Annotated in this window: 25 protein-coding genes; 4 read left to right on the top strand and 21 right to left on the bottom strand. The window is 64.3% G+C overall.

Annotated elements, in window-relative coordinates; genetic code table 11:
- Window positions 1-12: 12 nt before the first annotated feature.
- From ABFX19_RS15700 to truB, 3 genes are read right to left on the bottom strand one after another with little or no spacing between them, the layout of a single operon-like run.
- On the bottom strand, window positions 13-441 hold the full coding sequence (locus ABFX19_RS15700; RefSeq protein WP_277359866.1) for a hypothetical protein: 429 nt from the start codon (window positions 439-441) through the stop codon (window positions 13-15).
- Entirely contained in the window at window positions 438-812 is a 375-nt protein-coding gene (locus ABFX19_RS15695; protein WP_277359865.1) for a hypothetical protein, read from the bottom strand. The genes ABFX19_RS15700 and ABFX19_RS15695 overlap by 4 nt, the downstream gene beginning before the upstream one ends.
- Window positions 812-1,753 (bottom strand): tRNA pseudouridine(55) synthase TruB, encoded by a 942-nt coding sequence (gene truB / locus ABFX19_RS15690; RefSeq protein ID WP_277359864.1) that lies wholly within the window; start codon window positions 1,751-1,753, stop codon window positions 812-814. The genes ABFX19_RS15695 and truB overlap by 1 nt, the downstream gene beginning before the upstream one ends.
- Window positions 1,754-1,807: 54 nt before the next feature.
- On the opposite strand from truB, the gene ABFX19_RS15685 reads away from it, so the two are divergent.
- Entirely contained in the window at window positions 1,808-2,944 is a 1,137-nt protein-coding gene (locus tag ABFX19_RS15685; protein ID WP_277359863.1) for a pyridoxal phosphate-dependent aminotransferase, read from the top strand.
- Between the two features lie 19 nt (window positions 2,945-2,963).
- Here the strand turns inward: ABFX19_RS15685 and rbfA are convergent, their stop codons facing one another.
- From rbfA to rimP, 5 genes are all read right to left on the bottom strand, one after another.
- Entirely contained in the window at window positions 2,964-3,410 is a 447-nt protein-coding gene (gene rbfA / locus ABFX19_RS15680; RefSeq protein ID WP_277359862.1) for a 30S ribosome-binding factor RbfA, read from the bottom strand.
- A gap of 117 nt (window positions 3,411-3,527) precedes the next feature.
- Window positions 3,528-6,422, bottom strand: coding sequence for a translation initiation factor IF-2 (gene infB / locus ABFX19_RS15675; RefSeq protein ID WP_346028875.1), 2,895 nt, complete (start codon window positions 6,420-6,422; stop codon window positions 3,528-3,530).
- Between the two features lie 205 nt (window positions 6,423-6,627).
- Window positions 6,628-6,906, bottom strand: a complete 279-nt coding sequence (locus ABFX19_RS15670) for a YlxR family protein (RefSeq protein ID WP_346028874.1) — start codon at window positions 6,904-6,906, stop codon at window positions 6,628-6,630.
- A 74-nt stretch (window positions 6,907-6,980) separates the two neighbouring features.
- On the bottom strand, window positions 6,981-7,952 hold the full coding sequence (gene nusA, locus ABFX19_RS15665) for a transcription termination factor NusA (protein WP_277359211.1): 972 nt from the start codon (window positions 7,950-7,952) through the stop codon (window positions 6,981-6,983).
- A 30-nt stretch (window positions 7,953-7,982) separates the two neighbouring features.
- The gene (gene rimP / locus ABFX19_RS15660; RefSeq protein WP_346028873.1) at window positions 7,983-8,600 is read right to left on the bottom strand and encodes a ribosome maturation factor RimP; all 618 of its coding nucleotides are present in this window, start codon (window positions 8,598-8,600) and stop codon (window positions 7,983-7,985) included.
- A gap of 104 nt (window positions 8,601-8,704) precedes the next feature.
- Here rimP and ABFX19_RS15655 point away from each other — a divergent pair, with 104 nt between their 5' ends.
- Both ABFX19_RS15655 and ABFX19_RS15650 read left to right on the top strand, forming a co-directional pair.
- The gene (locus ABFX19_RS15655; protein ID WP_346028872.1) at window positions 8,705-9,787 is read left to right on the top strand and encodes a DUF4439 domain-containing protein; all 1,083 of its coding nucleotides are present in this window, start codon (window positions 8,705-8,707) and stop codon (window positions 9,785-9,787) included.
- Window positions 9,788-9,796: 9 nt separating this feature from the next.
- Window positions 9,797-10,801 (top strand): aminoglycoside phosphotransferase family protein, encoded by a 1,005-nt coding sequence (locus ABFX19_RS15650; RefSeq protein WP_346028871.1) that lies wholly within the window; start codon window positions 9,797-9,799, stop codon window positions 10,799-10,801.
- Between the two features lie 6 nt (window positions 10,802-10,807).
- Here ABFX19_RS15650 and ABFX19_RS15645 read toward each other — a convergent pair whose 3' ends face one another.
- The 10 genes from ABFX19_RS15645 to dxr form a co-directional block, all read right to left on the bottom strand.
- The gene (locus tag ABFX19_RS15645) at window positions 10,808-11,602 is read right to left on the bottom strand and encodes a sulfite exporter TauE/SafE family protein (RefSeq protein WP_277359207.1); all 795 of its coding nucleotides are present in this window, start codon (window positions 11,600-11,602) and stop codon (window positions 10,808-10,810) included.
- 9 nt (window positions 11,603-11,611) lie between these two features.
- Complete coding sequence (locus ABFX19_RS15640; RefSeq protein WP_277359206.1) at window positions 11,612-13,411, bottom strand: proline--tRNA ligase; 1,800 nt, start codon at window positions 13,409-13,411, stop codon at window positions 11,612-11,614.
- 110 nt (window positions 13,412-13,521) lie between these two features.
- Entirely contained in the window at window positions 13,522-14,313 is a 792-nt protein-coding gene (locus ABFX19_RS15635; protein WP_346028870.1) for a hypothetical protein, read from the bottom strand.
- Window positions 14,314-14,357: 44 nt separating this feature from the next.
- On the bottom strand, window positions 14,358-15,251 hold the full coding sequence (locus ABFX19_RS15630; protein ID WP_346028869.1) for a GNAT family N-acetyltransferase: 894 nt from the start codon (window positions 15,249-15,251) through the stop codon (window positions 14,358-14,360).
- Window positions 15,205-16,371 carry a flavodoxin-dependent (E)-4-hydroxy-3-methylbut-2-enyl-diphosphate synthase gene (gene ispG, locus ABFX19_RS15625; RefSeq protein WP_056548510.1) on the bottom strand — a complete coding sequence of 389 codons (1,167 nt, stop codon included), beginning with the start codon at window positions 16,369-16,371 and terminating at the stop codon, window positions 15,205-15,207. The genes ABFX19_RS15630 and ispG overlap by 47 nt, the downstream gene beginning before the upstream one ends.
- A gap of 66 nt (window positions 16,372-16,437) precedes the next feature.
- Complete coding sequence (locus tag ABFX19_RS15620; RefSeq protein ID WP_277359203.1) at window positions 16,438-16,734, bottom strand: YciI family protein; 297 nt, start codon at window positions 16,732-16,734, stop codon at window positions 16,438-16,440.
- Window positions 16,735-16,751: 17 nt separating this feature from the next.
- A complete protein-coding gene (locus tag ABFX19_RS15615; RefSeq protein ID WP_346028868.1) occupies window positions 16,752-17,186 on the bottom strand; it encodes a hypothetical protein in 435 nt (144 codons plus the stop codon).
- Window positions 17,186-17,806, bottom strand: a complete 621-nt coding sequence (locus ABFX19_RS15610) for a MarR family transcriptional regulator (protein WP_277359202.1) — start codon at window positions 17,804-17,806, stop codon at window positions 17,186-17,188. The genes ABFX19_RS15615 and ABFX19_RS15610 overlap by 1 nt, the downstream gene beginning before the upstream one ends.
- Before the next feature lie 64 nt (window positions 17,807-17,870).
- Entirely contained in the window at window positions 17,871-19,220 is a 1,350-nt protein-coding gene (locus tag ABFX19_RS15605) for a M50 family metallopeptidase (protein ID WP_346028867.1), read from the bottom strand.
- Window positions 19,221-19,247: 27 nt separating this feature from the next.
- Complete coding sequence (gene dxr, locus ABFX19_RS15600; RefSeq protein WP_346028866.1) at window positions 19,248-20,465, bottom strand: 1-deoxy-D-xylulose-5-phosphate reductoisomerase; 1,218 nt, start codon at window positions 20,463-20,465, stop codon at window positions 19,248-19,250.
- A 121-nt stretch (window positions 20,466-20,586) separates the two neighbouring features.
- Here dxr and ABFX19_RS15595 point away from each other — a divergent pair, with 121 nt between their 5' ends.
- Window positions 20,587-21,546: an NAD-dependent epimerase/dehydratase family protein gene (locus ABFX19_RS15595; RefSeq protein ID WP_346028865.1), complete on the top strand. Its 960-nt coding sequence runs from the start codon at window positions 20,587-20,589 to the stop codon at window positions 21,544-21,546.
- Window positions 21,547-21,570: 24 nt separating this feature from the next.
- On the opposite strand, the gene ABFX19_RS15590 is transcribed toward ABFX19_RS15595, so the two are convergent.
- Genes ABFX19_RS15590 through ABFX19_RS15580 form a run of 3 tightly spaced genes read right to left on the bottom strand, consistent with a single transcriptional unit; the run spans window position 21,571 to window position 23,537 of the window.
- Window positions 21,571-22,383 carry an HpcH/HpaI aldolase/citrate lyase family protein gene (locus ABFX19_RS15590; protein WP_346028864.1) on the bottom strand — a complete coding sequence of 271 codons (813 nt, stop codon included), beginning with the start codon at window positions 22,381-22,383 and terminating at the stop codon, window positions 21,571-21,573.
- The gene (locus ABFX19_RS15585) at window positions 22,376-22,891 is read right to left on the bottom strand and encodes a MaoC family dehydratase (protein ID WP_277359197.1); all 516 of its coding nucleotides are present in this window, start codon (window positions 22,889-22,891) and stop codon (window positions 22,376-22,378) included. The genes ABFX19_RS15590 and ABFX19_RS15585 overlap by 8 nt, the downstream gene beginning before the upstream one ends.
- Window positions 22,881-23,537 carry a CoA transferase subunit B gene (locus ABFX19_RS15580; RefSeq protein WP_056548528.1) on the bottom strand — a complete coding sequence of 219 codons (657 nt, stop codon included), beginning with the start codon at window positions 23,535-23,537 and terminating at the stop codon, window positions 22,881-22,883. Before ABFX19_RS15580 ends, ABFX19_RS15585 begins: the two co-directional genes overlap by 11 nt.

Genomic DNA, 23,537 nt, shown 5'->3' with positions numbered 1-23,537 from the left:
GCCCGGCAGGCCTCAGGTAGCTACCGTGCGGCGGTGGCGATACAGCCACCAAAGGCCCAGCACAGGCAGGATCAAGGGAACAAATCCGTAACCCCTGCCGTATACCGACCACACGGTGTCCGCTGGAAAGAGGACAGGGTCGACGACGCTGAGTGTGCCGATGGTGAGCACCCCCACCAGCTCGATTCCCACGGCAGCGACGGACAGCCGGTACCAGCGCCGTCCCGAGCGGCTCAGGGATACGGTCGCAAAGACATAGACGAGGGCCGCAAACGCCGTCAACGTGTAGGCGAGCGGAGCCTCGGAGAATTTGGTAGCGATCTGGAAGGCCGCGCGCGCTGTGGCCGCCAGGGCGAAAACGCCGTACACGGCGATGAGCAGCCTACCGGGCCCGCGGCTCAACGTCCCCGCAGATCCGGCCGGCTTACTGTGCAGGTTCACGCCGGCACCGCCCCGTCCCATATCTGTTCCATCCGGTACAACATCACGAAGATGGTGAGGCCCACTGCGCCGAGGACCAGATTGCTCCAGCGTGAACGTTCAAGGATTGCCCACCAGAACGCGCCCACTGGAACCAGCAGCGCGGTGAGCAGGTAACCCCAGAACTCCCACAGCTCACCGGTGACAGTCTCCCCGCCTACCTGCCGAACAATCCCGGCCACCGCGTAGACGAGAAGGAACAGTTCCACAGCCGCCACAGTAAGGATGGTCACATCGTTGGGAGGTTGCCTGATCACGGCAGCACCAACGCAGATCAAGGTTGAGATCAGGCACACCACAGTACCGGCGATGAAAAATCCGTCGACGACCATCAGCTGCCGGCCTGTCCCGGCGCGAAGACCAGCGCCGGCTTCGCCTCACTCCCCCGATTCTCGAGGAGCGCGATCAGCGCACCATCAGGGGCAAAGGCAGCAACGGGCCGCTGGTCGCCGGCATCATTCCTGGGCGAACCGCCACAGTCACCACCGGCGCTCGCGCTGATACGCCGTCCGTGGGAAAGGTCCAGCGCCTCGGTGGAACTCAACTCGCGCACAGGAAACAGCGCACGGGCAGCTTCGTCAATGCCGAGAAGCCGGAAGTCCTGGGCGAGTTCCTCCAGCGTGGATGCCTGGGCCAACGTATAAGGGCCCACCTCCATGCGGCGAAGCACTGTCAGGTGGCCTCCCACGCCAAGGGCTGCGCCCAGGTCCCTCGCCAGGGCACGGATGTAGGTTCCGGAACTGCAGCTGACCGTCACATCGAGGTCCTGGACTGCTCCGTCGTTCTCGCGCCGGATATCGGCAATGTCGAAGCTGTGCACGATGACTGGACGCGACGGTAAGACAACCTCCTCGCCCGACCGTACCCGGCTATAGGCGCGTTCGCCGTTGACCTTGATGGCGCTCACGCTGCTGGGAACCTGGCTGATGGAACCGGTCAGCTCCTCGACTGCGGCGCGAATCGCTGAGGCCGGAACCGCCCCGGCGGAAGTTTCAGCTGTCACTTCTCCCTCGGCGTCATCAGTGACAGTCGACTGACCCAGACGGATGGTTGCGGTGTAGGTCTTTGAGGTGCCGACAACATAGGTCAGAAGGCGGGTAGCCCGGTTGATCCCAACCACGAGCACTCCGGTGGCCATCGGATCGAGGGTACCTGCGTGTCCCACTTTGCGGGTGCCGGCAAGCCGCCGCATCCTGCCCACAACGTCATGGCTGGTCCAGCCCTGCGGCTTGTCCACTATCACTAGTCCTGAGTGGACCTGCCCCGAATTCACGCCTCCCAGTATAGGTGTCAGTGGCGAGCCAACCCTCACCGCTACGATGCCCCTATGCCGTCCATTGCAAAGCACATCGAGCAACTCCCCTCAAATCAGATCAGGGAGATCACCCAGGCTGCCTGGGCTACGCCGAACGCAATTGTCCTCAGCATCGGCGAACCGGCGTTTCCGGTTCCACGCCACATCCTGGACGCGGGGATGGCGGCGTTGGATCGCGATGACACCAACTACACCCCGAACGAAGGTATCGCTCCTTTGCGGCGGAGCTTCGCGGAGTGGTTCGGCCGCCGAAACCGCATGGACGTGACACAACACCGGGTCTACGTGACTGCAGGCGCGCAGCAGGGACTGCACCTTGCCATGAGCATGCTGCTTGACGCCGGCGACGAGGTGTTGATTCCCAATCCGGGATACCCGACCTTTGCCATGACCGCGCAATTGGTTCATGCCCGTCCCGTCAGCTACCCGCTTCGTCCTGAGAACGGATTCCAACCTCACATCAGCGACCTCGAGGAGCTTGTAAGTTCGCGTACCCGCCTCCTCGTGCTGAACTCGCCGTCCAACCCGCTGGGAGCCGTCTTCAGCGAGGAACTCACGCGAGATCTGGTGCGTTTCGCGCAACGTCACGACCTCTGGATTCTGTCGGATGAATGCTATGAGGCCTTCACCTACGGCGTTCCCCACGTGAGCCCTGCACGATTTGATGCCACGCGGGTGCTGACTTCGCTCACCCTCTCAAAGACGTTCGGGCTGACAGGTCTGCGCATCGGTGCGCTTGTACTGCCGGAGGGGCTCGGTGCCGAATTCAACGCAGTGATGGAGTCGATTGTGTCCTGTGTCGGTGCGGCCCAGCAGTACGCGGCAATTGCTGCGCTCACGGGTCCCACCGACTACGTGGAAACAGCGGCGCACCACTACCGTTCAAACAGGGATGCAGCGGCGGCAGAGCTGTCTTCGCTCAACATCAAGTACCTCGAAGCGCAGGGGGCCTTTTACCTATGGGCTGATATGTCCCACGCCACCGGCGGAGATGTACGCAGCTGGGTCCGCACGTTCCTCGCGGAGCAGGGGGTCGCCGTCGCGCCCGGAACGGCCTTCGGCTCACAGGGTGAGGGTTGGATCCGGATTGCGCTGTGCACAGACAGGGAAAGCCTGCTCACCGGAGTGAGCAGGCTTCCCAAACGCTGAATCCCGCGGCGGGTGGAGACTAGAGGGAGTCTTCCTGCTCGTCGTCCTCGCTTGGCTTGCGGTAAGGATCGGCGTCGCCGGCGAAGGCGGCCTTCCTCGCGAGTTCGGCCACCTCGGCGTCCCGTTCCTTGGCGGTCCGGAGCAGTTCCTCCAGATGGCTTGCGTTGACCGGGATCTCGTCCGGCACGAACTCCAACGTGGGAGTCAGTCGTGCGGTGATGTTCCGACCCACCTCAGAACGGAGCACGCCCTTGGCCGACTCGAGTGCCTTATGCACTGCTGCCTGCTCTTCGGACTCACCGAACACTGTGTAGTAGATGGTGGCATGCTGCAGATCGTTGGTAACACGGGCGTCAGTAACGGTGACCGCTTCCAGCCGAGGGTCCTTCACCCGGCGGCGAAGGGCCTCCGCAACGATGACCTTGATGCGCTGTGCCAGCCGTGCAGCGCGTGCGGCGTCTGCCATGACTTCTCCTTACTTCCTCCCCCAGGGGAGCTGCAACGGCGATCGAGCGCTCATGCGTCGATCGCCGGTATGGGCTGGATGGGCCCGCTGCGAGCAGCGGACCCACCCGATACGGGCCTAGACCCGAGGCTTCTCACGCATCTCGTAGGTCTCGATGGTGTCGCCTTCCCTGATGTCATTGAACGATCCGAGCCCGATACCACACTCGAAGTCCGTGCGGACCTCGGTGGCGTCGTCCTTGAAGCGGCGAAGCGTGTCAACACTGAGGTTGTCGCCAACCACCACTCCGTCACGGATCAGACGTGCCTTCGTGTTCCTGCGGATAACACCGGAACGGACAATCGAGCCCGCGATGTTGCCGAACTTCGAAGACCGGAAGACCTCCCGGATTTCCGCGGTACCGAGCTGCGCTTCCTCATACTCCGGCTTGAGCATGCCCTTGAGTGCAAGCTCAATGTCATCGATGGCTCCATAGATGACCGAGTAGAAGCGCAGGTCCACGCCTTCGCGCTCAGCGAGGTCAGCCACACGTTCGGCCGGCTTGACGTTGAACCCGATGATGATCGCGTTGTCCACCGTTGCCAGGTTGACGTCGTTCTGCGTGATCGCACCGACACCGCGGTGGATGACGCGCAGTGCGACTCCCTCGCCGACGTCGATCTTGAGCAGCGAGTCCTCGAGCGCCTCCACGGCACCGGAGACATCGCCCTTGAGGATGAGGTTGAGAGTGTCAACCTTGCCCTCGGCCACGGCCTGGTCGAAGTCTTCCAGGCTGACGCGCTTGCGGCGCTTGGCCAGGGCCGCGTTGCGATCTGCTGCCTCGCGCTTCTCGGCGATCTGGCGGCCCGTGCGCTCGTCCGGGGTGACGAGGAACGTATCGCCGGCACGGGGAACCGTGGACAGACCCAGTACCTGGACCGGACGGGACGGGCCCGCCTCGGTGACGTTGTCGCCGTTCTCGTTGAACATTGCGCGGACACGGCCGTGCGCGATGCCCGCGACAATGGTGTCTCCGACAACCAGCGTTCCGGACTGGACCAGCACGGTAGCAACCGCACCGCGGCCCTTGTCGAGGTTTGCCTCGATCGCGATACCGCGGGCGTCCTTGTTCGGGTTTGCGCGCATGTCAAGTGCGGCATCGGCGGTCAGCAGAACCGCTTCGAGCAGTTCGTCGATTCCCTCGCCGCGCAGCGCCGAGACGTGCACGAACATGGTGTCGCCGCCATACTCTTCGGGGACCAGTCCGTACTCGGTGAGCTGGCCCTTGACCTTGTCCGGGTTGGCGCCCTCCTTGTCGATCTTGTTCACCGCCACGACAACCGGCACGCCGGCCGCCTGGGCGTGGTTCAACGCCTCGACGGTCTGCGGCATGACGCCGTCATCCGCTGCCACAACAAGCACAGCGATGTCGGTAACCTTCGCGCCACGGGCACGCATGGCGGTGAACGCCTCGTGACCCGGGGTGTCAATGAAGGTGATGGGACGGTTGTCGCCCTCGTGCTCATGGTCGATCTGGTACGCACCGATGTGCTGGGTGATGCCGCCGTGTTCGCCGGCCACGACGTTCGACTTGCGGATCGCATCCAGCAGACGGGTTTTACCGTGGTCGACGTGGCCCATAACGGTCACTACGGGGGGACGTGCTTCAAGCTGCTCGTCACCCTCGGCCGCAAGTTCAGCATCCAGGTTGATGTCGAAGTTGTCGAGCAGCTCGCGCTCCTCGTCTTCCGGCGACACAACCTGGATCTTGTAGCCGAGCTCGCCGCCCAGTACCTCGAAGGTCGCTTCGTCCAGGGACTGGGTTGCTGTGGCCATCTCACCGAGGTGGAACAGAACGGTAACCAGTGCTGCGGCGTTCGCATCAATCTTCTCGGCGAAGTCGGTGATCGACGATCCGCGACGCAGCCGGACAACAGTGTTGCCGTCGCCGCGGGGAACGCTGACGCCGCCCAACGATGGAGCTGACATCTGCTCAAGCTCTTGCCGCTTTGCCCGCTTCGACTTGCGCTGCTTGCCGCGGCCGGCTCCACCCTTGCCGAAAGCACCGGCAGTGCCGCCGCGACCGCGGCCGCCCTTGCCGAAACCGCCACCGGCGGGCGCTCCACCACCGGCACCGGGGGCTCCCCCGGGGCCGCGCCGAGGTCCAGCGCCTGCACCGGCAGCTCCACCACGACCGGGCGCAGCCGGACGCTCGGTACGGTTGGGCATCATGCCCGGAGTCGGTCGGGCTCCACCGGCACCACCGGGGCGCGGAGCGCCGGGGCGAGGCGCACCCGGACGCGGCGCTCCGGGTCGCGGACCACCTGCACCAGCGGCAGGACGTGGGCCGCCTGCACCCGCGGCAGGACGGGGGCTGCGCTCATCGTCGCGGCGCCCTCCCGGACGGGGCATGCCCTGGGATGGCGCGAACGGGTTGTTGCCCGGACGCGGACCACCGGCGCGGTCGCCTTCTCCGCGGCCGGACCGCGGCATACCCTGCGATGTCGCGAAGGGGTTGTTGCCGGGGCGCGGCCCACCGGAGCGGTCGCTGCCTGGGCGGGCTGCTCCCGGACGGGCAGAGGTTGGCCGTGCGGCTGCGGGCTTTGGCCCCGGCTTGCTGTCGGTGCCGGAGTCGCTGCTGGGAGCAGCATCCGTGCCCGCGCCTTGAGGGGTCGTCGTCTCTGCTGCGGGAGTCTCCGGCGCCTTGAATGCGGGCGCTGCCGGAGCCTGCTCCTGCGGAGCAGCGGGGGCCGGCGCTGCCGGCTTTTCCGGGGCAGGTGCCGGGGCTGCCGGAGCAGGACCTGGCGTTGCCGCCTTGGGGGTGGGCTGCGACCCACGTGCCGGTGCCGACGCCGGTGCCTTGGCTGCCGCCGGGGCGTCCGGGAAAGCGCCGCGAAGTTTCTTCACGACGGGCGCTTCAATGGTTGAGGATGCCGACCGGACGAATTCGCCCAGTTCCTGCAGCTTTGCTACTGCATCCTTCGAAGTAATTCCGAGCTCTTTGGCGAGCTCGTGTACGCGGACCTTGGCCACATTTCTCCTGTCTCGGTCCGCACCGAGTCAGGAGCGAACCGTCTAATTCCTACTGCAGACCCCAGCCGCCGGGGCAGCTGACGCGCTGATTGCAGAGCTCAACAGATTGTTCATCGTTGGGCACTCATCGCTGGGTACTCATCGGGTTTCCATCAGTTTTCTGACCCGCTTTCAGGGAGGACGGTGTACGTGCGGGGAACCTCCATCAGGAGGTGCCCCGGAGTGTGTGCAGCCACCGCTCAACACTCTGCGAATCAACGACACCACGAAAGGCGCGGTTGAACGCTTTGCGTTTGAGCGCAAGCTCCACACAGGACGGTCGGGGATGCAACCAGGCACCCCTGCCCGCTAGCTGACGGCGGTGATCCACCTCGGCGACAGTGACGCCGCTGCGGCTGACCGCTGACCATCGAACCAGATTGGCTTGGTCATCACGACTTCGGCAACCGATACAGGTTCGTACCGGTTGATGACGTAACGACATAAGCCCTATCCATTCTAGCGCCAAGCATCTCGATATGACGCATCGGCGGGTTTATTGAGGCGAGCCCCGGTGCTTCACGCGCCGGCGGCGTCCGAGGCGATGTCGATCCGCCATCCGGTCAGCTTCGCGGCGAGCCGCGCGTTCTGGCCTTCCTTGCCGATGGCGAGTGACAGCTGGTAGTCCGGCACAACCACCCGGGCGCTGCGGGTTTTTTCATCAGTGATGGTCACCGATGAAACCCGCGACGGCGAGAGTGAGCTGGCAATGAAGGTGGCTGGATCGTCGCTGTAGTCAACAATGTCGATCTTTTCGTCGTTGAGCTCGTTCATCACGGCGCGGACGCGTGATCCCATCTCTCCGATACAGGCGCCCTTGGCGTTCACTCCGGGAACATGTGCCTTCACAGCGATCTTGGTGCGGTGGCCGGCTTCCCTTGCCAACGCGACGATTTCCACGCTCTTGTCGGCGATCTCCGGTACCTCGAGCTCGAACAGCTTCCGGACGAGACCGGGGTGCGACCGCGAGAGCGTGATGGACGGACCCTTCATCCCGCGGTGGACGTCAATGACGAAAGCGCGCAGGCGGGTACCGTGCAGGTATTTTTCACCGGGTACCTGCTCGGGCGGCGGAAGCAATGCCTCAACTGAGCCCAGGTTCACCTGGATCATGTGGGGGTTGTTGCCCTGCTGGATAAGGCCGGCCACGAGCTCGCCTTCCTTACCGCGGAATTCGCCGAGGATGTTGTCATCCTCCGCATCGCGCAGCCGCTGCAGGATGATCTGACGAGCTGTGCTCGCCGCGATCCGTCCGAAACCGGTCGGTGTGTCGTCGAACTCCCCCACGGCCACGCCGTCGTCGTCGACCTCGGTAGCCCAGATGGTGACGTGGCCCGTCCGCCGGTCCAGCTCCGCCCGGGCAATCTCCTGCGCACCTGTGGTCTTGTGGTAGGCAACAAGGAGTGCCTGCTCGATCGTGGGGATCAGCAGTTCAAGGGGGATCTCGCGTTCCCGTTCCAGTAGCCGCAGAGCGCTCATATCTATGTCCATTGGGGCCTCCTCAGCAACCAGCGGTGGTAATCAGTCATTGTTGCCGCCGGATTCCTCGGCATCAGCGTGGGCGAATTCAACCTGGACGGTCCCCTTGCGGATCTTGTCGTAGGGAATTGCCCGATCTTCCCCGAACTTCGGTTTGGTGCCCTTCTTGACCGTCATCAGCGGCTTTAGCGACACCGACGTCTCATCAGCATCAATCAAGCGGCCTTCCAGCACCTCGCCATCGACAAGTCTCACATCAACCAGCCTGCCGATATTCCTTCGCCAGTGACGTGGCTGGGTCAACGGCCTGGAAACTCCGGGTGAGGAAACCTCCAGATTGTAGGGGCGTCCATCATCCCCCGGATCATTATCGAGAGCATTGGAGACGCTCTGGGACACCTCGGAGACAGTGTCAAGACTCACGCCGTCGACGCCGTCATCCGGCAGATCCACCACCACATGGAGGGTACGGTGGCTGCCGACGATGCGGACTTCAACGTCTTCGAGGAGAAGCTTGTGCCGTTCCACTGTGGGGCGCAGGAACTCCCGCAGCCGTTCGGCCTCAGCCGCCGCATCGAGGTGCGCAGGGGCCGGATTCCGGCGGGGTATGGAAGTGTCTTGCCTTGCAGCAGTGTTCTGCTTGCCGGATTTACTCGCCATTGCCGCCTCCCGCTCGATGATCTTGTAGCTACTACCCTAACGACTTTATGACAGGTCGGTGAATGGCACACGGAACGGTCGTCCGCATGGCATGATGATCGGTTGTGACGCACTCGAAGGCCCGTTCCGCCTCCACCGGCAGCGGCTTCAAGGCAGCAGTGTGGCGTGTTGTCCGCACGGTGATACTGCTGTTGATCCTCCTCCTCGTGGCTTCGATCGGGCTCGTCATCGGCAGAGGGTCCCCGGAGGCTGAGCCGAGTGCCTCCGAACTGGCCCTCAGCGAGGGAACGCAAGCGGCTCAGGCCCTCGCGGAAACCGCCGCCTTCCTCGAAGATGCCGCTCCCCCGGCCGGGCCTGATTACGCGGCGCTGGCCGGGATGCTTCGGTTGCACGCGATCGCCCTGCACCCTGGAGCCAGCTCCCCCGAGCCCACCCCTTCCGCTTTCGCGGCGGCACCATCATCCACACCTGCATCGCCGTCCGCATCGCCGGGTACTCCAACGCCGACAGACCTTCTGAGCGGCCTCAGGAACTCCTACACCGGTGCCTTTGAAGCAGCAGCGGTGGTTGACGCCGGGCCGGCACGGGTGCTGGCATCGGCTGCGACAGCCCAGTGGCTCCGGAGCCGCACGCTTGCAGCGAGCCTGGGCGAGGAGCCGCCTGCGATTCCTGTTCCGGAGATACAGTACGACGACGACGCCCCCACCTGCCCGCCGGAGACAACGCTCACGGCTGTTAGCGGCCTGGCCGGTGCCCGGACAGCCGTACTCGCCGAACAGCGTGCAGCCTACGCCTATGAAGTGGTTGCGGCCCGTTCCGCCGACCCCGCACAGCTTCTGCAACGGATGGCGCAGCACGAAGCCGCGGCGGCCGTGGGTTCGGCCGTTTTGACCCGGCACTGCGTCGCTGAGCCCCTGCCGGCAGCGGCCTATGCGCTGGACAAAGTGTTCCTGGCTGATCCTGGACCCGCCTTGCGGGATTTGGAGGAGTCGCTGGTCGGTACCTACGCGGACCTGGTCGGTATGAGCGGGCGCGGACCGTTGCGTGACTGGGCATTACGGCAACTGGTCGGTACAGCGCAGTATTCCTTTGAATCCGCGGACAGCGTGCCCGCCGGCGGAGAACCCGAGGCGTTTCCCGGTATCAACCCGGACCAGTACCCGCAGCTGTCCGGGCCGGGCAGCTAGTCTTAGCGGGTGGACGCACGCAACATCGAGCTCCCGCGCACCCTTGTGCGCAAGGTGCTGAACCTGCCGGGTGGCAGGGCGTGGGTGGAAGCCTGGGCTGACATCGCAAACCGCTACCTCGAGACATGGGATCTGGTTTTTGAGCTGGAACCGGGAGCTGAGCCATGGAGCGGTCACTGCGCCGTCGTGCTTCCGGTTGTCCGCGCCGGCGGCCGGCCAGCCGTCCTCAAGATCACCGTCCCGCATGCGGAGGCAGTTCCGGAGCCGGACGCGCTAGCACTGTGGGAGGGACGCGGCGCCGTCGGACTCCTGGACAGTGCGCCGGAAGATTTCGTCCTGCTGCTTGAGCGGCTGGACGGGGACTCATCCCTGGCTGAGTTGCCGCTGGCCGAGACCACCGACATCTGGGGATCGATCATGCGCCGGCTCTCGATTCCTCCGGCTGGTGCGGCCGGTTCCGATCCCCGCTGGTTCTCCCTTCCCTCTGTTGCCGACCAGGCAGAACAGTGGACAGATACGCTGCCGCTTGAATGGGAGGCCCTCGGGCGCCCCTTTGACCGTTGGCTGCTGGAGTACGCACTCGAGGTGTGCCAGCTGCACGGCGCAGTTGGCCGACGCCGGAATCACGATGTGCTGGTTCACTCCGACCTGCACTACCTGAACATCCTGCCGGTCCTTGGAGATCCCCGGCAGTTTCTGGCGATCGATCCGAAACCGCTCCTGGGCGATGCGGAGTTCGCGGTGGCGCCGATGCTCTGGAACCGGATCAGTGAGCTCTCTGCGGTTGACCCTGCCAGCCATCTGCGTGATCGCTGCACGGATCTGGCACTCGCTGCGGATCTGGATCCGATGCTGGCCCGCGACTGGTCGGTGGTCCGGGAGGTTGATAACGCGCTGGACTACCTGAGGGAAGGCAGATCGGACGACGCGGACCGCTCACTCTGGGTGGCGAGCAACCTGCTGCGCAAACCGCTGGAGAACCTGCCGCCGGCGGCCCGGCTGACGGCGCCCTGAACGGCGTCAGCGGATATTCTCCACCCAGACGTCGTAACCGAGCTTCACGATAAGCGCACCGACCACGGCCAGGAACACCACCCGGATGAAGGTGCTGCCGCGGGTGATGGCCATCCGGGATCCCAGGTAGCCGCCCACCATGTTGGCGCCGCCAAGGATCAGTCCGAGCCCCCACAGCAGAGATCCGTTGGGCAGGAAGAAAACCAGGGCGCCGAAATTGGTTGCCATGTTCACAATCTTCGCCTTGGCGCTGGCACCGAGGAAGCTGTACCCGAGCAGCGTGACCATCGCGATGATCAGGAATGAACCCGTGCCGGGCCCAATCAGGCCGTCGTAGAAACCGATGACCAGACCGATCGCCCCGGCCGTCCCGTAGTGCCGGTGGCCCGTATACCGGAGTTTGGTCAGGGTACCGACGGTAGGCCGGAACGCGGTGAAGATCGCGACGGCGACGAGGGCGACGATGATGATCGGCTTGAACACCGAAGCCGGAAGGAACGCCGCCAGCATCGCGCCGCCGAAACTGCCCACGAGCGCAACCAGCGCCATCGGTACCGCCGTCCGGAGATCCGGTCTCGCACGACGAAAGTAGGTGATGGCACTTGTTGTGGTCCCGAAGATGGAGCCCATCTTGTTCGTGGCCAGCGCCTGCACCGGCGTGATGCCGGGAACCATCAGCAGCGCGGGAAGCTGGAGCAGGCCGCCCCCGCCAACGACGGCGTCGACCCACCCCGCGGCAAAGCCGGCTACCACGACAAGCACGATCGTAGAGAGCTGGATCTCCTCCAGCCCGGACATCATCGACGCGCCTCAGGCGCTGATCAGCGCATGCAGATGATCGACGACGTCGACAACAGCGACGTTCTCGCTTGTGCCCGAACGGCGGTCCTTGACCTCGATGTGGCCTTCGGCCAGCCCGCGTCCGACGACGACGATGGTCGGAATACCGATCAGCTCGGCATCGCCGAACTTCACCCCGGGCGAGACCTTCGGGCGGTCATCGAACATGACACTCAGTCCCCTGGCCTCAAGCTCCCCGGCAAGCTGCTCTGCCGCGGCAAATACCTCGTCACCCTTGCCTGTTGCTACTAGATGAACGTCAGCCGGTGCCACGTTCCGCGGCCAGATGATGCCCTTGTCGTCACGGTTGGATTCCACCAGTGCGGCCACCGCTCGTGTGACTCCGACGCCGTAGGAACCCATGGTGACCGTGGTCAGCTTGCCGTTCTGGTCCAGAACCTTGAGGTGCAGTGCCTCGGCATACTTTCGCCCGAGCTGGAAGATGTGGCCCATTTCGATGCCGCGCTGGGTACGGAGCGGACCGGAGCCGTCAGGAGCTTCATCACCAACACGCACTTCGACGGATTCGATCACCCCGTCCCAGGTGAAGTCCCGGCCGGCAACGAGCCCGAAGACGTGCTTCCCGCGGACGTTGGCGCCGGTCACCCAGGTGGTCCCGGACACGATGCGCGGGTCAACCAGGAACGTCAGGCCGGTGGAGCCCTTCGACCCAAGTACTGCCGCGTCAAGGCTCAGGCCGGGCCCTATGTAGCCCTTGACGAGGCCCGGGTGCTTCTTGAGGTCCTCATCAGTTGCAGCCTCCACAGTTACCTCTCCGCTGACGGACAGGTGGAGACCGATGTTGGCTTCGATCCGCTTGAGGTCCACGCTGCGGTCACCGGGAACACCAATCACCACCAGCTGGCGCCCACCGGTAGGCAGGACCACGGCCAGCACCACGTTCTTCAGCGTGTCTGCGGCCGACCAGGGACGATCCTGCCGAGGCAGCGCGGCGTTGGCGTGATCAACCAGCGTTTCGATCGTCGGAGTGTCCGGGGTATCCCGAACTTCCGCCGGCTGCGCGTCCGCGTAATCCAGCTCGGAGGGCACCACTGTGGTGACGGCCTCGACGTTCGCCGCGTAACCGCCGTCGGACACTACAAAAGTGTCCTCGCCGATTGCGGAAGGGTGCAGGAACTCCTCACTCCGGGAGCCTCCCATGGCGCCGGCTGTCGCGGCGACCGGGATGACATCGAGTCCCAGCCGGGAGAAAATGCGCAGGTACGCTTCCCGGTGCAGCTCATAGCTGCGTTCCAGACCGGCGTCGTCGATGTCGAACGAGTAGGAGTCTTTCATGATGAATTCACGGCCGCGCAGGAGCCCTGCCCGCGGCCGGGCCTCATCACGGTATTTCGTCTGGATCTGGTAGAGGCTGAGCGGGAGGTCCTTGTAGGAGTTGTACAGGTCCTTCACCAGCAGGGTGAACATTTCCTCATGCGTAGGCGCCAAAAGGTAGTCCGCGTCCTTGCGGTCCTTCAGGCGGAAGATCCCTTCGCCGTACTCGGTCCAGCGGTTGGTTGCCTCGTAAGGCTCCTTCGGCAGGAGCGCAGGGAAGTGAACCTCCTGCGCACCAATCGCGTCCATCTCCTCGCGAATGATGGACTCCACCCTGGCGAGCACCTTCAGGCCCAGCGGAAGCCAACTGTAGATTCCGGGAGCCGCGCGGCGGATGTAGCCTGCGCGCAGGAGCAGGCGATGACTTGCCACCTCAGCTTCGGCGGGATCTTCGCGCAGCGTGCGCAGGAAAAGAGTGGAGAGTCGAAGGACCACGCTTGGAATCCGTTTCTTTGGCACTTTTCTGCCGCGGTTCTAGGATCAGGGCGGCAGCAACAACACCTACCAATCTAACCGGTCCGGCGGGTTGCCGGTGACAGGCAGTCTCAGCGCGCGCGGAGCTCAGCCGCCACGAGATCCGTGAGGCGTTCAGCGCGCGCCGCATCGGCTGCCGGATCGGGAGAGCCGCCCACCAAAACGTCAACGACGGTGCTGCCCACAACGGCACGCACCGTAATGGATTCCTGGATGGTTCCCGGAACCTGCGCGGTGGTGCGCAGGGCAAGGTCCTCATCCGCGGCAGTATCAACGTCAACCTCGGAGACTGTGGTTCTGATCTCCTGGTTGGATACCTCCATGGTGAACTCTGAGCAGGCGTCCAACTGGTCCCTGCCGGCGCGTAGCTGCGTGCGGGCTGCTTCCTCCGAGGCGAGGCCGGAGAGACTCACGGTGTCCGGCTGCAGCGAGGACTCCCCCGCGAAGGTCATCGCTGCGCGGCTGGCTTCAGCGGAAAGGCTCTCCGTACTGGATTCCGCGTACACGTTGCACTCCTCGGGAGTGACCACGATGTCCTCTGCCCCGCGGGCTCCCTCCTCCTCAAGGGCGCGCAGCTCCGCGTCAGCGATGATCTGCGCATTAAGGGACTCCGCCTCGCTGACTGCCGCCAGCACCGCCTCGAGCTGTTCGGCGCTCAGTCGGGACCCGCTGCCCGGTGTGGAAGAAGGGGTTGCCGTTGGACTGGATGTGGCCGGGGCCGGCGTCCCTGAAGCCGGAGCGGCTGTTTGCGCCGCGGTTTGGGATGGCTGTTCCGGCGGCTGTCCGCGCGGCGGATCCGCGGTGCAGGCCGTCAACGCGAGAACCAGCGTTAATCCGCCGGCAAGACGAACCACACGCCTCATGGTTGACCTTTCAGGACGGCGGGGAGGAGCGGCGGCGAAACGGTTCAGAAGAGCACCGTCGCAAACTCACCCGTCCGGGTAAACCCGACGGTCCGGTACAGCGCCAGGGCACGTGTGTTGAATGAATTGACGTAGAGACTGACAACGGGTGCAAGCTTGAGCGCCTCGTTCACCACCGCCGACATATAGCCTGCACCCAGCCCCTGCCCGCGGTAAGCGGGATTGATCCAGACACCCTGGACCTGGGCAGTAGTGGCCGAAACCGTTCCCAGTTCCGCCTTGAAGATCACCTGGCCGGCGTCGTCGAAATCCACCAGCGAGTGCCGCCTTCGAATCAGGTTGGCCACTCGCCGCCGGTAGTGCTCCTCGCCGCCGACATACGGGGAGTAGCCCACTTCCTCCTCAAACATGGCCGCGCATGCGGGCAGGATCTTTTCCAACTCAGACGGTTTGGTATGCCGGAGGGTGGAGGTGGGCGGCACCGGCGACGGCTCCCGGATCTCCAGCAGCGGTTGCTCGGACCGGACGTCGAACGGCTCCGCGCTGAAGGAACTCAACGTGGACCAAATGCCCATCACGGAAGCCGCGGGACCAAAAATGGAGGAAAAGCGGCGGCCGCTCTCGCCGAGGAGGGTTCCCAGGGCGGCGGCATCGCTACCTGCCATCCCCACAGGAACAAGGTTGACCCCGGTCCAGCATGCGGAGACCATGCGTGAATCGTGGAACGCGCCGATCACTTCACCGCCGGACGACGAAGGTGCCGCCGTTCCTGCTGCCTCCAGATGCGCAGCCATGAAGACATTGGCCGTGCTGTCTGTGTTCACCAGCTGCCAGAGATCACAGGTGTCTTTCCCGCCCAGGGTACGGAATGCAACTCCGCCCGGGGTGTGCTTACCGGACGGAAACCACGGGGCTACCCGAGCCAGCAGTTTCGCCATCGGTTTCGCCCATCTCTTCTGCAATCCTCATTGCTTCTTCAATGAGTGTCTCAACAATCTGGTCCTCAGGAACAGTCTTAATGACCTCTCCCTTGACGAAAATCTGCCCCTTCCCGTTTCCGGAGGCAACGCCGAGGTCAGCTTCACGTGCTTCGCCGGGACCGTTCACCACGCAACCCATGACCGCGACCCGCAACGGGACCTCCATGCCCTCGAGCCCGGCGGTCACCTGCTCGGCGAGGGTATACACGTCCACCTGGGCGCGGCCGCAGGACGGACAGGAGACTATATCCAGCTTGCGCGGGCGCAGGTTCAGCGACTGCAGAATCTGGTTCCCGACTTTGATTTCTTCCACGGGAGGCGCTGAGAGCGAGACCCGGATGGTGTCCCCGATTCCCTTGGCGAGTAGTGCCCCGAACGCAGTGGCCGACTTGATGGTGCCCTGGAAGGCCGGGCCGGCTTCAGTCACACCCAGGTGCAAGGGCCAGTCGCCCCGCTCAGCGAGCAGCTCATAGGCGCGCACCATCACCACTGGGTCATTGTGCTTGACGGAAATCTTGAAGTCGTGGAAATCGTGTTCCTCGAACAGGGAGGCTTCCCAGACGGCCGATTCAACGAGCGCCTCAGGAGTTGCCTTGCCGTACTTCTGAAGCAGGCGCGGGTCGAGGGAGCCGGCATTGACGCCGATTCGGATGGACGTCCCTGCAGCCTTCGCGGCGGCGGCGATTTCCTTGACCTGGTCATCGAACTTCCGGATATTGCCGGGGTTGACCCGGACAGCAGCACAGCCCGCATCGATGGCTGCAAACACGTACTTCGGCTGGAAGTGGATGTCCGCGATAACCGGTATCTGCGACTTCCTGGCGATGATGGGCAGCGCTTCGGCGTCATCTGCGGAGGGGCAGGCCACCCGGACGATGTCGCAGCCTGAAGCCGTCAGCTCGGCGATCTGCTGCAGGGTGGCGTTGATGTCCGTGGTGGGCGTGGTGGTCATTGACTGCACGCTGATAGGCGAGTCCGAGCCCACCCCTACGGAACCCACCTTGATCTGGCGGGTCTTGCGCCGCGGTGCCAGTGTTGGCGGCGGAGCGGCAGGCATTCCGAGGTTGACCGAGGTCAAAATGTCCTCCAGGGCTAGATTCTTGGCTGGATGTGGATGGATACGTTTCTGATCGCTACCGATCAGTCAGCGATCCGCATGTTCGGCGAGAACGCCAATCACTGGATTCCACTGCGTTGTCTTGACCGCGGAGATGACACCTGCAGCGGCAAAAGGATCCTGCTTCAGCAGCTCATTGAGCTGCGCTTCACCGTCCGCGACGAAAAGCAGCAGCGCTCCCGCATTGTCCACGAAAGGGCCGGATGCAAGGACGTTTCCCTGGCTGACCAGCTGGTTCAGCCACTCCCGGTGTGCGGGACGGTACTCATCCCGGCTGGCTGCGGATTCAGCGCCATACACGTACTCGACTGCGAAAACACTCATGGCTCCACCCTACGTGATCAGAGCAGGTAGGCAGCTGTGAGTCCCGCGACAGCGCAGGCCCACAACAACGACGTCAGCGTCCCGATGATGAACCGTTCGGCGGCCGCGGGCGTTTCCTTCAGCTCCGCGTAACGCCCCAGTCCCTTGATAGCAACGACGTAGGCAATGGCAACCGGTTCGTTCAATAGAATTGCGAGCGCCACACCCGTGCGCTCCAGGATGCCGATCACCAGCCCGCCGCGGAGCACACCCGGTGTGTCCGGAGCGGTCTCCTCGAGCGCCGCTTCCGTTTCACCCGTTACCTCGACAGCGGGCGTCTCACTGTTGGTGACGGGGGCAGGGGGCCGCTTCTGGTGATCAACAGCACGCGCCAGGCGCAGGACGGCGAGCGTGATGGGAGAGCCCAGGCCGCCTGCAACGACGAGCGCCATAACGCCCCAAAAAAATTCCACTATTCCCTTACCCCATCTGCGGTATGCCCAGCATCTGCACTTGCCAGCTGCAACAATACTGCGGCGGCGGGACGGGCAGCCCACTCTTCGATCCAGGCTGATCGGAAGACCGCCTTACTGACCGCCTGCGGGCTGATATCCAGCGTCCTGGCCACCGCCGATTGGCTCCCTCTCTGTTGCGGTTCGAGCAGGTCCAGGATGCGCCACTCCGCATCGGTCCGGTGCATGACGAAGCGTCCAATGAGCGAGAGCACCCCTTCCGCGTCAGCGGCGCCGTCTGCACCCTCCACGGCGAGCGGCGCACGGTCACCTGTTTTCTTTGCCCGCTCGACGGCGGCTCTTGCAGCCACGAAGGCGCTCCCCCTTCCCTCGCGCGGGGTCGGCGGCAGCGGAAGCTCCACTGTGCCGATGCCGATGCCGACGTACCATCCGCCGGAACGCAGGCAGCGCAACGCAGCTTCAACAACGTCTTCCCCGGCCGCCAGGACTCCCTGGATCTCATCCCCCACTGACCGCTCGAACGGAACGGCTGCGGGGACCCCCTCCAGATAGTTGAGCAGGGCGGGAACGCGGTCGGGCTCGTTGGTGCTGTTCCGCTGATCGATCGTCAGAACGTACATACTGGAACCTTAGAAGGTTGATCTTAGAAATTCAATCTATTTAAGGTGAATTTATGAATTCAACCTAGCCGAAAAGATCCACCGGCTTCACAATGTCGGCGTAAATGAGAAGCGCACCCATTCCCATCAGCAGAATCGCGACGGCGTAGGTCACGGGCAGCAGCTTCGCCATATCAAATGGCCCCGGGTCCGGGCGTTTGAAGAGTTTAGCCACGCCGCGCCGCAGTCCCTCCCACAACGCGCCGGCTACATGGCCGCCGTCGAGCGGCAGGAGCGGAATCAGGTTGAACACGAACAGCGCCAGGTTCACGCCTCCCACCAGGCCGACCAACGTCGCTGCACGGGCTTCCAAGGGGATTTCCTCCATAGCGGAGACCTCCCCGGCGATCCGGCCGACACCCACCACGCTGATGGGGCCATTCGGATCACGCGGTGCGTCGGAGAACGCGGCTTCGGCCACCTGCGCGACACGTTGAGGCAGATTGAGCACGACGCCGGTCACGCGGACCAGGCTCTCGCCCACCGCCGGCATCACTTCCGAAGCCGGCTGCGGCACCAGTTCCTGCTGGGACCCGACCCCGATGAAACCGACTTCCTGCATGACCGGGGTGCCGTCGTCATTGAGCATTGCCCTGCCATCGACGTCGGGGACGGGGCGCTCGGTGAGCAGCGGTTCAATGGTTTCGTTGATCGTCTCGCCGTCCCGAACGTAGGTGATCGGCACTTCCTGGCCGGCTGCATCCCGGATCCAGGACGAGAGTTCGCTCCAACTCGTCACCTCGCGTCCGTCGAAAGCTACGATGCGGTCCCCCGGCTGGAGCCCGGCTTCGAAAGCGGGAGCGGCCGGATCCGCTGGGCCGCAGTCTGTCTGACCGGTTTCCTGCTGCTGATCGGCCGCAACCACGCACTGATACACCTCCGAGACCCTGGTGGTTGCCTGCGCGGATCCGAAGCCCATGATGAGGACGGCGAACATGATGATGCCGATCAGCAGGTTCATCAGCGGCCCACCGAGCATGATCACAATCCGCTTCCAGATGGGCAGCTTGTAGAACACCCTGAACTCGTCACCGGGCTGGAGCTGTTCGGCTGCCGCCTGGCGGGCATCTGCTGCAAGCTGCTGGAACATACCGGTGCTGGACTGGCGGACTGTTGCGCCGCCGTCGGCCTTGTTCGCCGGAGGGAACATACCGACCATGGACACGTAGCCGCCCAGCGGGAGGGCCTTGACTCCGTACTCGGTTTCGCCCTTTCGGCGGGAGAAAATGGTGGGACCGAACCCGATCATGTACTGCGTGACCCGCACCCGGAAGAGTTTCGCGGGCACCAGGTGTCCCACCTCATGCAGCGCGATGGAGGCCGCGATACCGACGGCCACAAAGAGCACGCCGGCTATGAACAGCACAATGGTCACTCGTCAGTTCCTTCTCGCTGGTAAGTCTCAGTCCTGGAAACCACAACGAATCCGAGCCCGGCGCCGTGCCCAGGTTTCGGCGTCGAGCACTGACTGCAGGGTGAGGTGCGCTTCGCTGGTATGGTCTTCGACTACGGCGCGCACGGTGTCCACGATATCCGTAAAGCGGATCCGGCCGGCGTGGAATGCCGTTACTGCCTCCTCGTTTGCTGCGTTGTAGACCGCCATGAAGGTCCCCCCGCGCGCCGCTGCGTCCTTTGCAAGCGCAACGGCGGGGAATGCGTCCTCATCCAGCGGTTCAAACGTCCAGGAGGTGGCCGTGGTCCAGTCGCACGCCGATGCTGCGCCGCGTACGCGGTCTGGCCAGCCGATACCGAGGGCGATGGGCAGGCGCATGTCGGGCGGCGAGGCCTGGGCGATGGTGGAGCCGTCAATGAACTCCACCATCGAGTGCACCACGGATTGCGGGTGCACGACGACGCCGATCCGGTCGAGCGGCACGTCAAACAGCAGGTGCGCCTCAATCACCTCGAGGGCCTTGTTCACCATGGTGGCGGAGTTGGTAGTGACCATCAGCCCCATGTCCCAGGTGGGGTGGGCGAGTGCTTCCGCAGGGGTGACCGACGCCATTTCGGCGCGGGACCGACCGCGGAACGGTCCGCCGGAAGCTGTGAGCACCAGGCGCTGGACCTCCTCGGCGGTTCCGGAGCGGAGTGCCTGGGCAATGGCGGAGTGCTCAGAATCGACGGGAACGATCTGCCCCGGACGGGCCGCGTCACGGACCAGTTGACCGCCGGTGATGAGCGATTCCTTGTTGGCGAGCGCCAGGAGATGGCCCTGCTTCAGTGCTGCAAGAGTAGGTGCAAGGCCGATCGAACCGGTGATGGCATTGAGAACGACGTCGGCGTCCGGCCGGGCGGCAAGGCCGGCGGATGCGTCGGGACCAGTGAGCAGTTCCGGCCGGTACCCCGCTTTGCCTGCCTTCCGGGCGGCGTCAGAGATAGCGGCGTTGAGTTCCTCCTCAGAGCTGGCCGCCGCGGCCACCGCCGGAGACTCGGCGTTCACCGCTTGTTCAGCGAGCAGCGCCAGGTTGGATCCTCCGGCGGAGAGACCCGCGACCGTGAACAGGTGCGGAGACTGTGCGATGACATCCAGGGCCTGGGTACCGACTGAACCGGTGGATCCAAGAATGATGACGCGACGCGCGGACTGTGCAGGATCGGGTTGGGGCAGCGGGAACTCCATCTCCCCAGTATCCCGCACTGCCTTGAGCGAGGCGGAACAACCGTCCTCTTGTACCTTTCCACCTGCTCTGCCAAGGTATGGATATTTCTTGATCGTTGCCGATCGAAGCGGAGGACGGCGAGTGACTGGCATTCATGTGGTGGTCGGAGCCAGCGGCGGCACCGGCAGAGCGCTGGTACGCGAACTAGTCCGGCGCGGCCGTCAGGTACGGGCCATCAACCGCAGCGGCAGCATACCGGTGCCGGAGGGTGTGGAGGTTGCCGCCGGCGATGCAACCGACCCGGATCGGATGATTGAGCTGTGCCGGGGAGCGGCTGTTGTCTACAACGCCGTCAACGTCCCCTTTGTGCAGTGGAGAGAGGCCTTCCCCAAAGCCGTTGATGGTGTGTTGGCCGGCGCGCGAGCCGCAGGTGCGGTCATGGTCTTCGCGGATGACACGTGGATGTACGGCCGGGTTGAAGGTGCGATGAGGGAGGATCTGCCCTATCGTCCGGTCAGCGACAAGGGGGTGTTGCGCGCGTGGCTGGCTGAGCGCGTTCTGGCCAGCCATTCCCGCGGCGAGGTCCGGACGGTGATAGCGCGGGCACCCGAACTCTATGGACCCCAGGTTGAGTCCCTCCTGGCCCGCAACCTCTTCGGGGCCGCCGTCGGCCGTTCGCCGGCGGTGTGGGTGGGTGCGATGGATCAGCCGCTCGGCCCGCTGTTCATTGACGATTTTGCCCGTGGAATGATCGAGCTCGGTGAGCAGGAGGCGTCCTATGGTTCGGTGTGGCATATTCCTACTCCGCCGGCAATAACCGCCCGGAAGTTCCTGTCAATCCTCGAAGCCGAGTCAGGTAGCCGAGTGCGCGCGCTTCGTGTAGGCGCCGGAACCGCTCGGCCGCTCGGTCTGGTGTGGAAAGTGGCGCAGGAAGGCGCCGAAATGCTCTACCAGTTTCACCAGCCGCACGTAGTGGATGCGAGCGCCTATCAGGAACGCTTCGGTCCGGTGGAACCGACAGCCTATGAGGACGGGATACGGCGTACCCTCCAGTGGTACCGCCAGTCACCGCGACAGCGGCTCATGTCACTCGGAGCCTGAGGCGGCAACGCTCACACCATCGCGTTAGGGCTGGCCAGCCCTGCGGAGGGTCTGCTCGGCATGCCGCAGGATCGGCCCGTCCACCATAGTGCCGCGGAAGGTAAAGACGCCGCCCTCGTGCTGCGCCGCTGCCAGCACGTCGCGCGCGAACTGTTCCTCGTCGGCCGAAGGCTGGTAGGCCTCCCGAATGATGCTGACCTGGCTCGGGTGGATGCAGGCCTTCATACCGAACCCCGAAGCGACGGCGTCACGCGCCTCCGCGGCGAGCCCGTCCACGTCCGGGATATTGACGTAGACCGAATCAATCGCCTGCTTCCCTGCAGCGGCCGCCGCCAGGAGGACCGTGGAGCGGGCATGCATCGCGATGTCGCGGTAACTGCCGTCCTCCTTACGGCTGCCCGTACCACCCAGCGAGGCAACCAGATCCTCGGCTCCCCACATGAGGGCGACGACGTTGGGTTCCTCGGCAAGCTCGGTCGCCTTCAGCACTCCGCACGCCGTCTCGCAGAGCGCGACAACACTGAAACCGTTCAGCGACCACAGGTCCTCTACGCCCTCCGCCTTGGCCAGCATGACCGTGCGGTACTGGGTGTCCCGAAGCGCCTGCAGGTCCAGCGCGAACTCGTGGCTCTGGGCGGGATTCACCCGCACGATGGTCCTCGCAGGATCAAGCGGGTTCGCGATCAGGGCTTCGCGGGCTGCTGCCTTGCTCTCAGGGGCAACCGCGTCTTCGAGGTCGAGGATGACGGCGTCCGCGCGCTCTGCTGCCTTGGAGTACCGCTCGGGACGGTCAGCAGGGCAAAAGAGCAGGGCAGGGCCCATGCCGAAGTCAGTCATGAACGCGCTCCCCGACTCCATGCGCCACAGCCGTCCACATCAGGACGGTGCGGGTAGCGAGCGCCACGATCTCGCCGTCCTGATTGCGTCCGGTATGTTTCATGGTCACGAGCCCCTGGCCGGGGCGGGACTTCGACGGCCGCTTCTCGGTGATCTCCGTCTCGGTGTACAGGGTGTCGCCATGGAAGACCGGCTTGGGGAAGGAAATGTCCGTCAGTCCCAGCTGCGCCACGATGGTCCCCTGCGTGAGCTGCGTGACTGACTGCCCGACGACGGTCGCCAGCGTCAGCATCGAGTTCACCAACCGCTGCCCGAAGGGCTGTTCCCCGCTCCACGCAGCATCAAGATGCAGCGCCTGCGTATTCATGGTCATGGTGGTAAACAGGACGTTGTCCGCTTCAGTGAGCGTCCTGCCCGGACGGTGCGCATACACCACGCCCGTCTGCAGTTCGTCATAGTAGAGGCCGCGCTGCACCACTGTTCCGGGCGCTGGTTCCTTACCGCTCATCGAGGTCGACCTCCAACGGGGCACCGGTGGCCGCGATCACGTCATCAACGCTGACTCCTGGAGCGGTCTCACGAAGGATCAGCGTTCCTGAGTTGCGCCCGGAATCCACGTCAATGACGGCGAGGTCGGTGATGATGCGGTCCACGCACCCCTTGCCCGTCAGCGGCAGCGAGCACCGCTCGACAATCTTCGGGTTGGAGTTCCGGTCCACGTGCTCCATCATGACGATCAGCCGCTTGGCTCCGAACACCAGGTCCATGGCGCCGCCCATGCCCTTGACCATCTTGCCCGGGATCATCCAGTTGGCCAGATCCCCGTTGGCGGCAACTTCCATGGCACCGAGGACAGCGACGTCGACGTGCCCTCCCCGCACCATGCCGAAGGAGGAAGCGGAATCGAAGAAGGCCGCGCCGTCATTGACGGTCACAGTCTCCTTGCCCGCGTTGATCAGGTCCGGGTCCAGCTGGTCCTCCGTGGGATACGGTCCGACACCGAGGATTCCGTTCTCCGAGTGAAGTACCACTTCAACGCCTGCAGGAATGTAGTTGGGAATGAGCGTGGGCATGCCGATGCCCAGGTTCACGTACTGCCCGTTCTCCAGCTCCTGCGCCACCCGCGCAGCCAGTTCGTTACGTGTCAGGGCCAT

The sequence above is a fragment of the Arthrobacter parietis genome, assembly GCF_039530425.1.
In the GTDB taxonomy this organism is placed as follows: Bacteria; Actinomycetota; Actinomycetes; order Actinomycetales; family Micrococcaceae; genus Arthrobacter_D; species Arthrobacter_D parietis.
The sequence above is the reverse complement of the archived record's forward strand: the minus strand, read 5'-3'. Positions and strand labels throughout refer to the sequence as shown.

Excerpts from the sequence above, each read along its gene's own strand:
- ABFX19_RS15695 (WP_277359865.1), bottom strand. The coding sequence starts at position 812 with ATGGTCGTCGACGGATTTTTCATCGCCGGTACTGTGGTGTGCCTGATC.
- ABFX19_RS15685 (WP_277359863.1), top strand. The coding sequence starts at position 1,808 with ATGCCGTCCATTGCAAAGCACATCGAGCAACTCCCCTCAAATCAGATC.
- rbfA (WP_277359862.1), bottom strand. The coding sequence starts at position 3,410 with ATGGCAGACGCCGCACGCGCTGCACGGCTGGCACAGCGCATCAAGGTC.
- ABFX19_RS15670 (WP_346028874.1), bottom strand. The coding sequence starts at position 6,906 with ATGTCGTTACGTCATCAACCGGTACGAACCTGTATCGGTTGCCGAAGT.
- nusA (WP_277359211.1), bottom strand. The coding sequence starts at position 7,952 with ATGGACATAGATATGAGCGCTCTGCGGCTACTGGAACGGGAACGCGAG.
- rimP (WP_346028873.1), bottom strand. The coding sequence starts at position 8,600 with ATGGCGAGTAAATCCGGCAAGCAGAACACTGCTGCAAGGCAAGACACT.
- ABFX19_RS15645 (WP_277359207.1), bottom strand. The coding sequence starts at position 11,602 with ATGATGTCCGGGCTGGAGGAGATCCAGCTCTCTACGATCGTGCTTGTC.
- ABFX19_RS15635 (WP_346028870.1), bottom strand. The coding sequence starts at position 14,313 with ATGAGGCGTGTGGTTCGTCTTGCCGGCGGATTAACGCTGGTTCTCGCG.
- ABFX19_RS15630 (WP_346028869.1), bottom strand. The coding sequence starts at position 15,251 with ATGGCGAAACTGCTGGCTCGGGTAGCCCCGTGGTTTCCGTCCGGTAAG.
- ABFX19_RS15620 (WP_277359203.1), bottom strand. The coding sequence starts at position 16,734 with ATGAGTGTTTTCGCAGTCGAGTACGTGTATGGCGCTGAATCCGCAGCC.
- ABFX19_RS15610 (WP_277359202.1), bottom strand. The coding sequence starts at position 17,806 with ATGTACGTTCTGACGATCGATCAGCGGAACAGCACCAACGAGCCCGAC.
- dxr (WP_346028866.1), bottom strand. The coding sequence starts at position 20,465 with ATGGAGTTCCCGCTGCCCCAACCCGATCCTGCACAGTCCGCGCGTCGC.
- ABFX19_RS15590 (WP_346028864.1), bottom strand. The coding sequence starts at position 22,383 with ATGACTGACTTCGGCATGGGCCCTGCCCTGCTCTTTTGCCCTGCTGAC.
- ABFX19_RS15585 (WP_277359197.1), bottom strand. The coding sequence starts at position 22,891 with ATGAGCGGTAAGGAACCAGCGCCCGGAACAGTGGTGCAGCGCGGCCTC.
- ABFX19_RS15580 (WP_056548528.1), bottom strand. The coding sequence starts at position 23,537 with ATGGCCCTGACACGTAACGAACTGGCTGCGCGGGTGGCGCAGGAGCTG.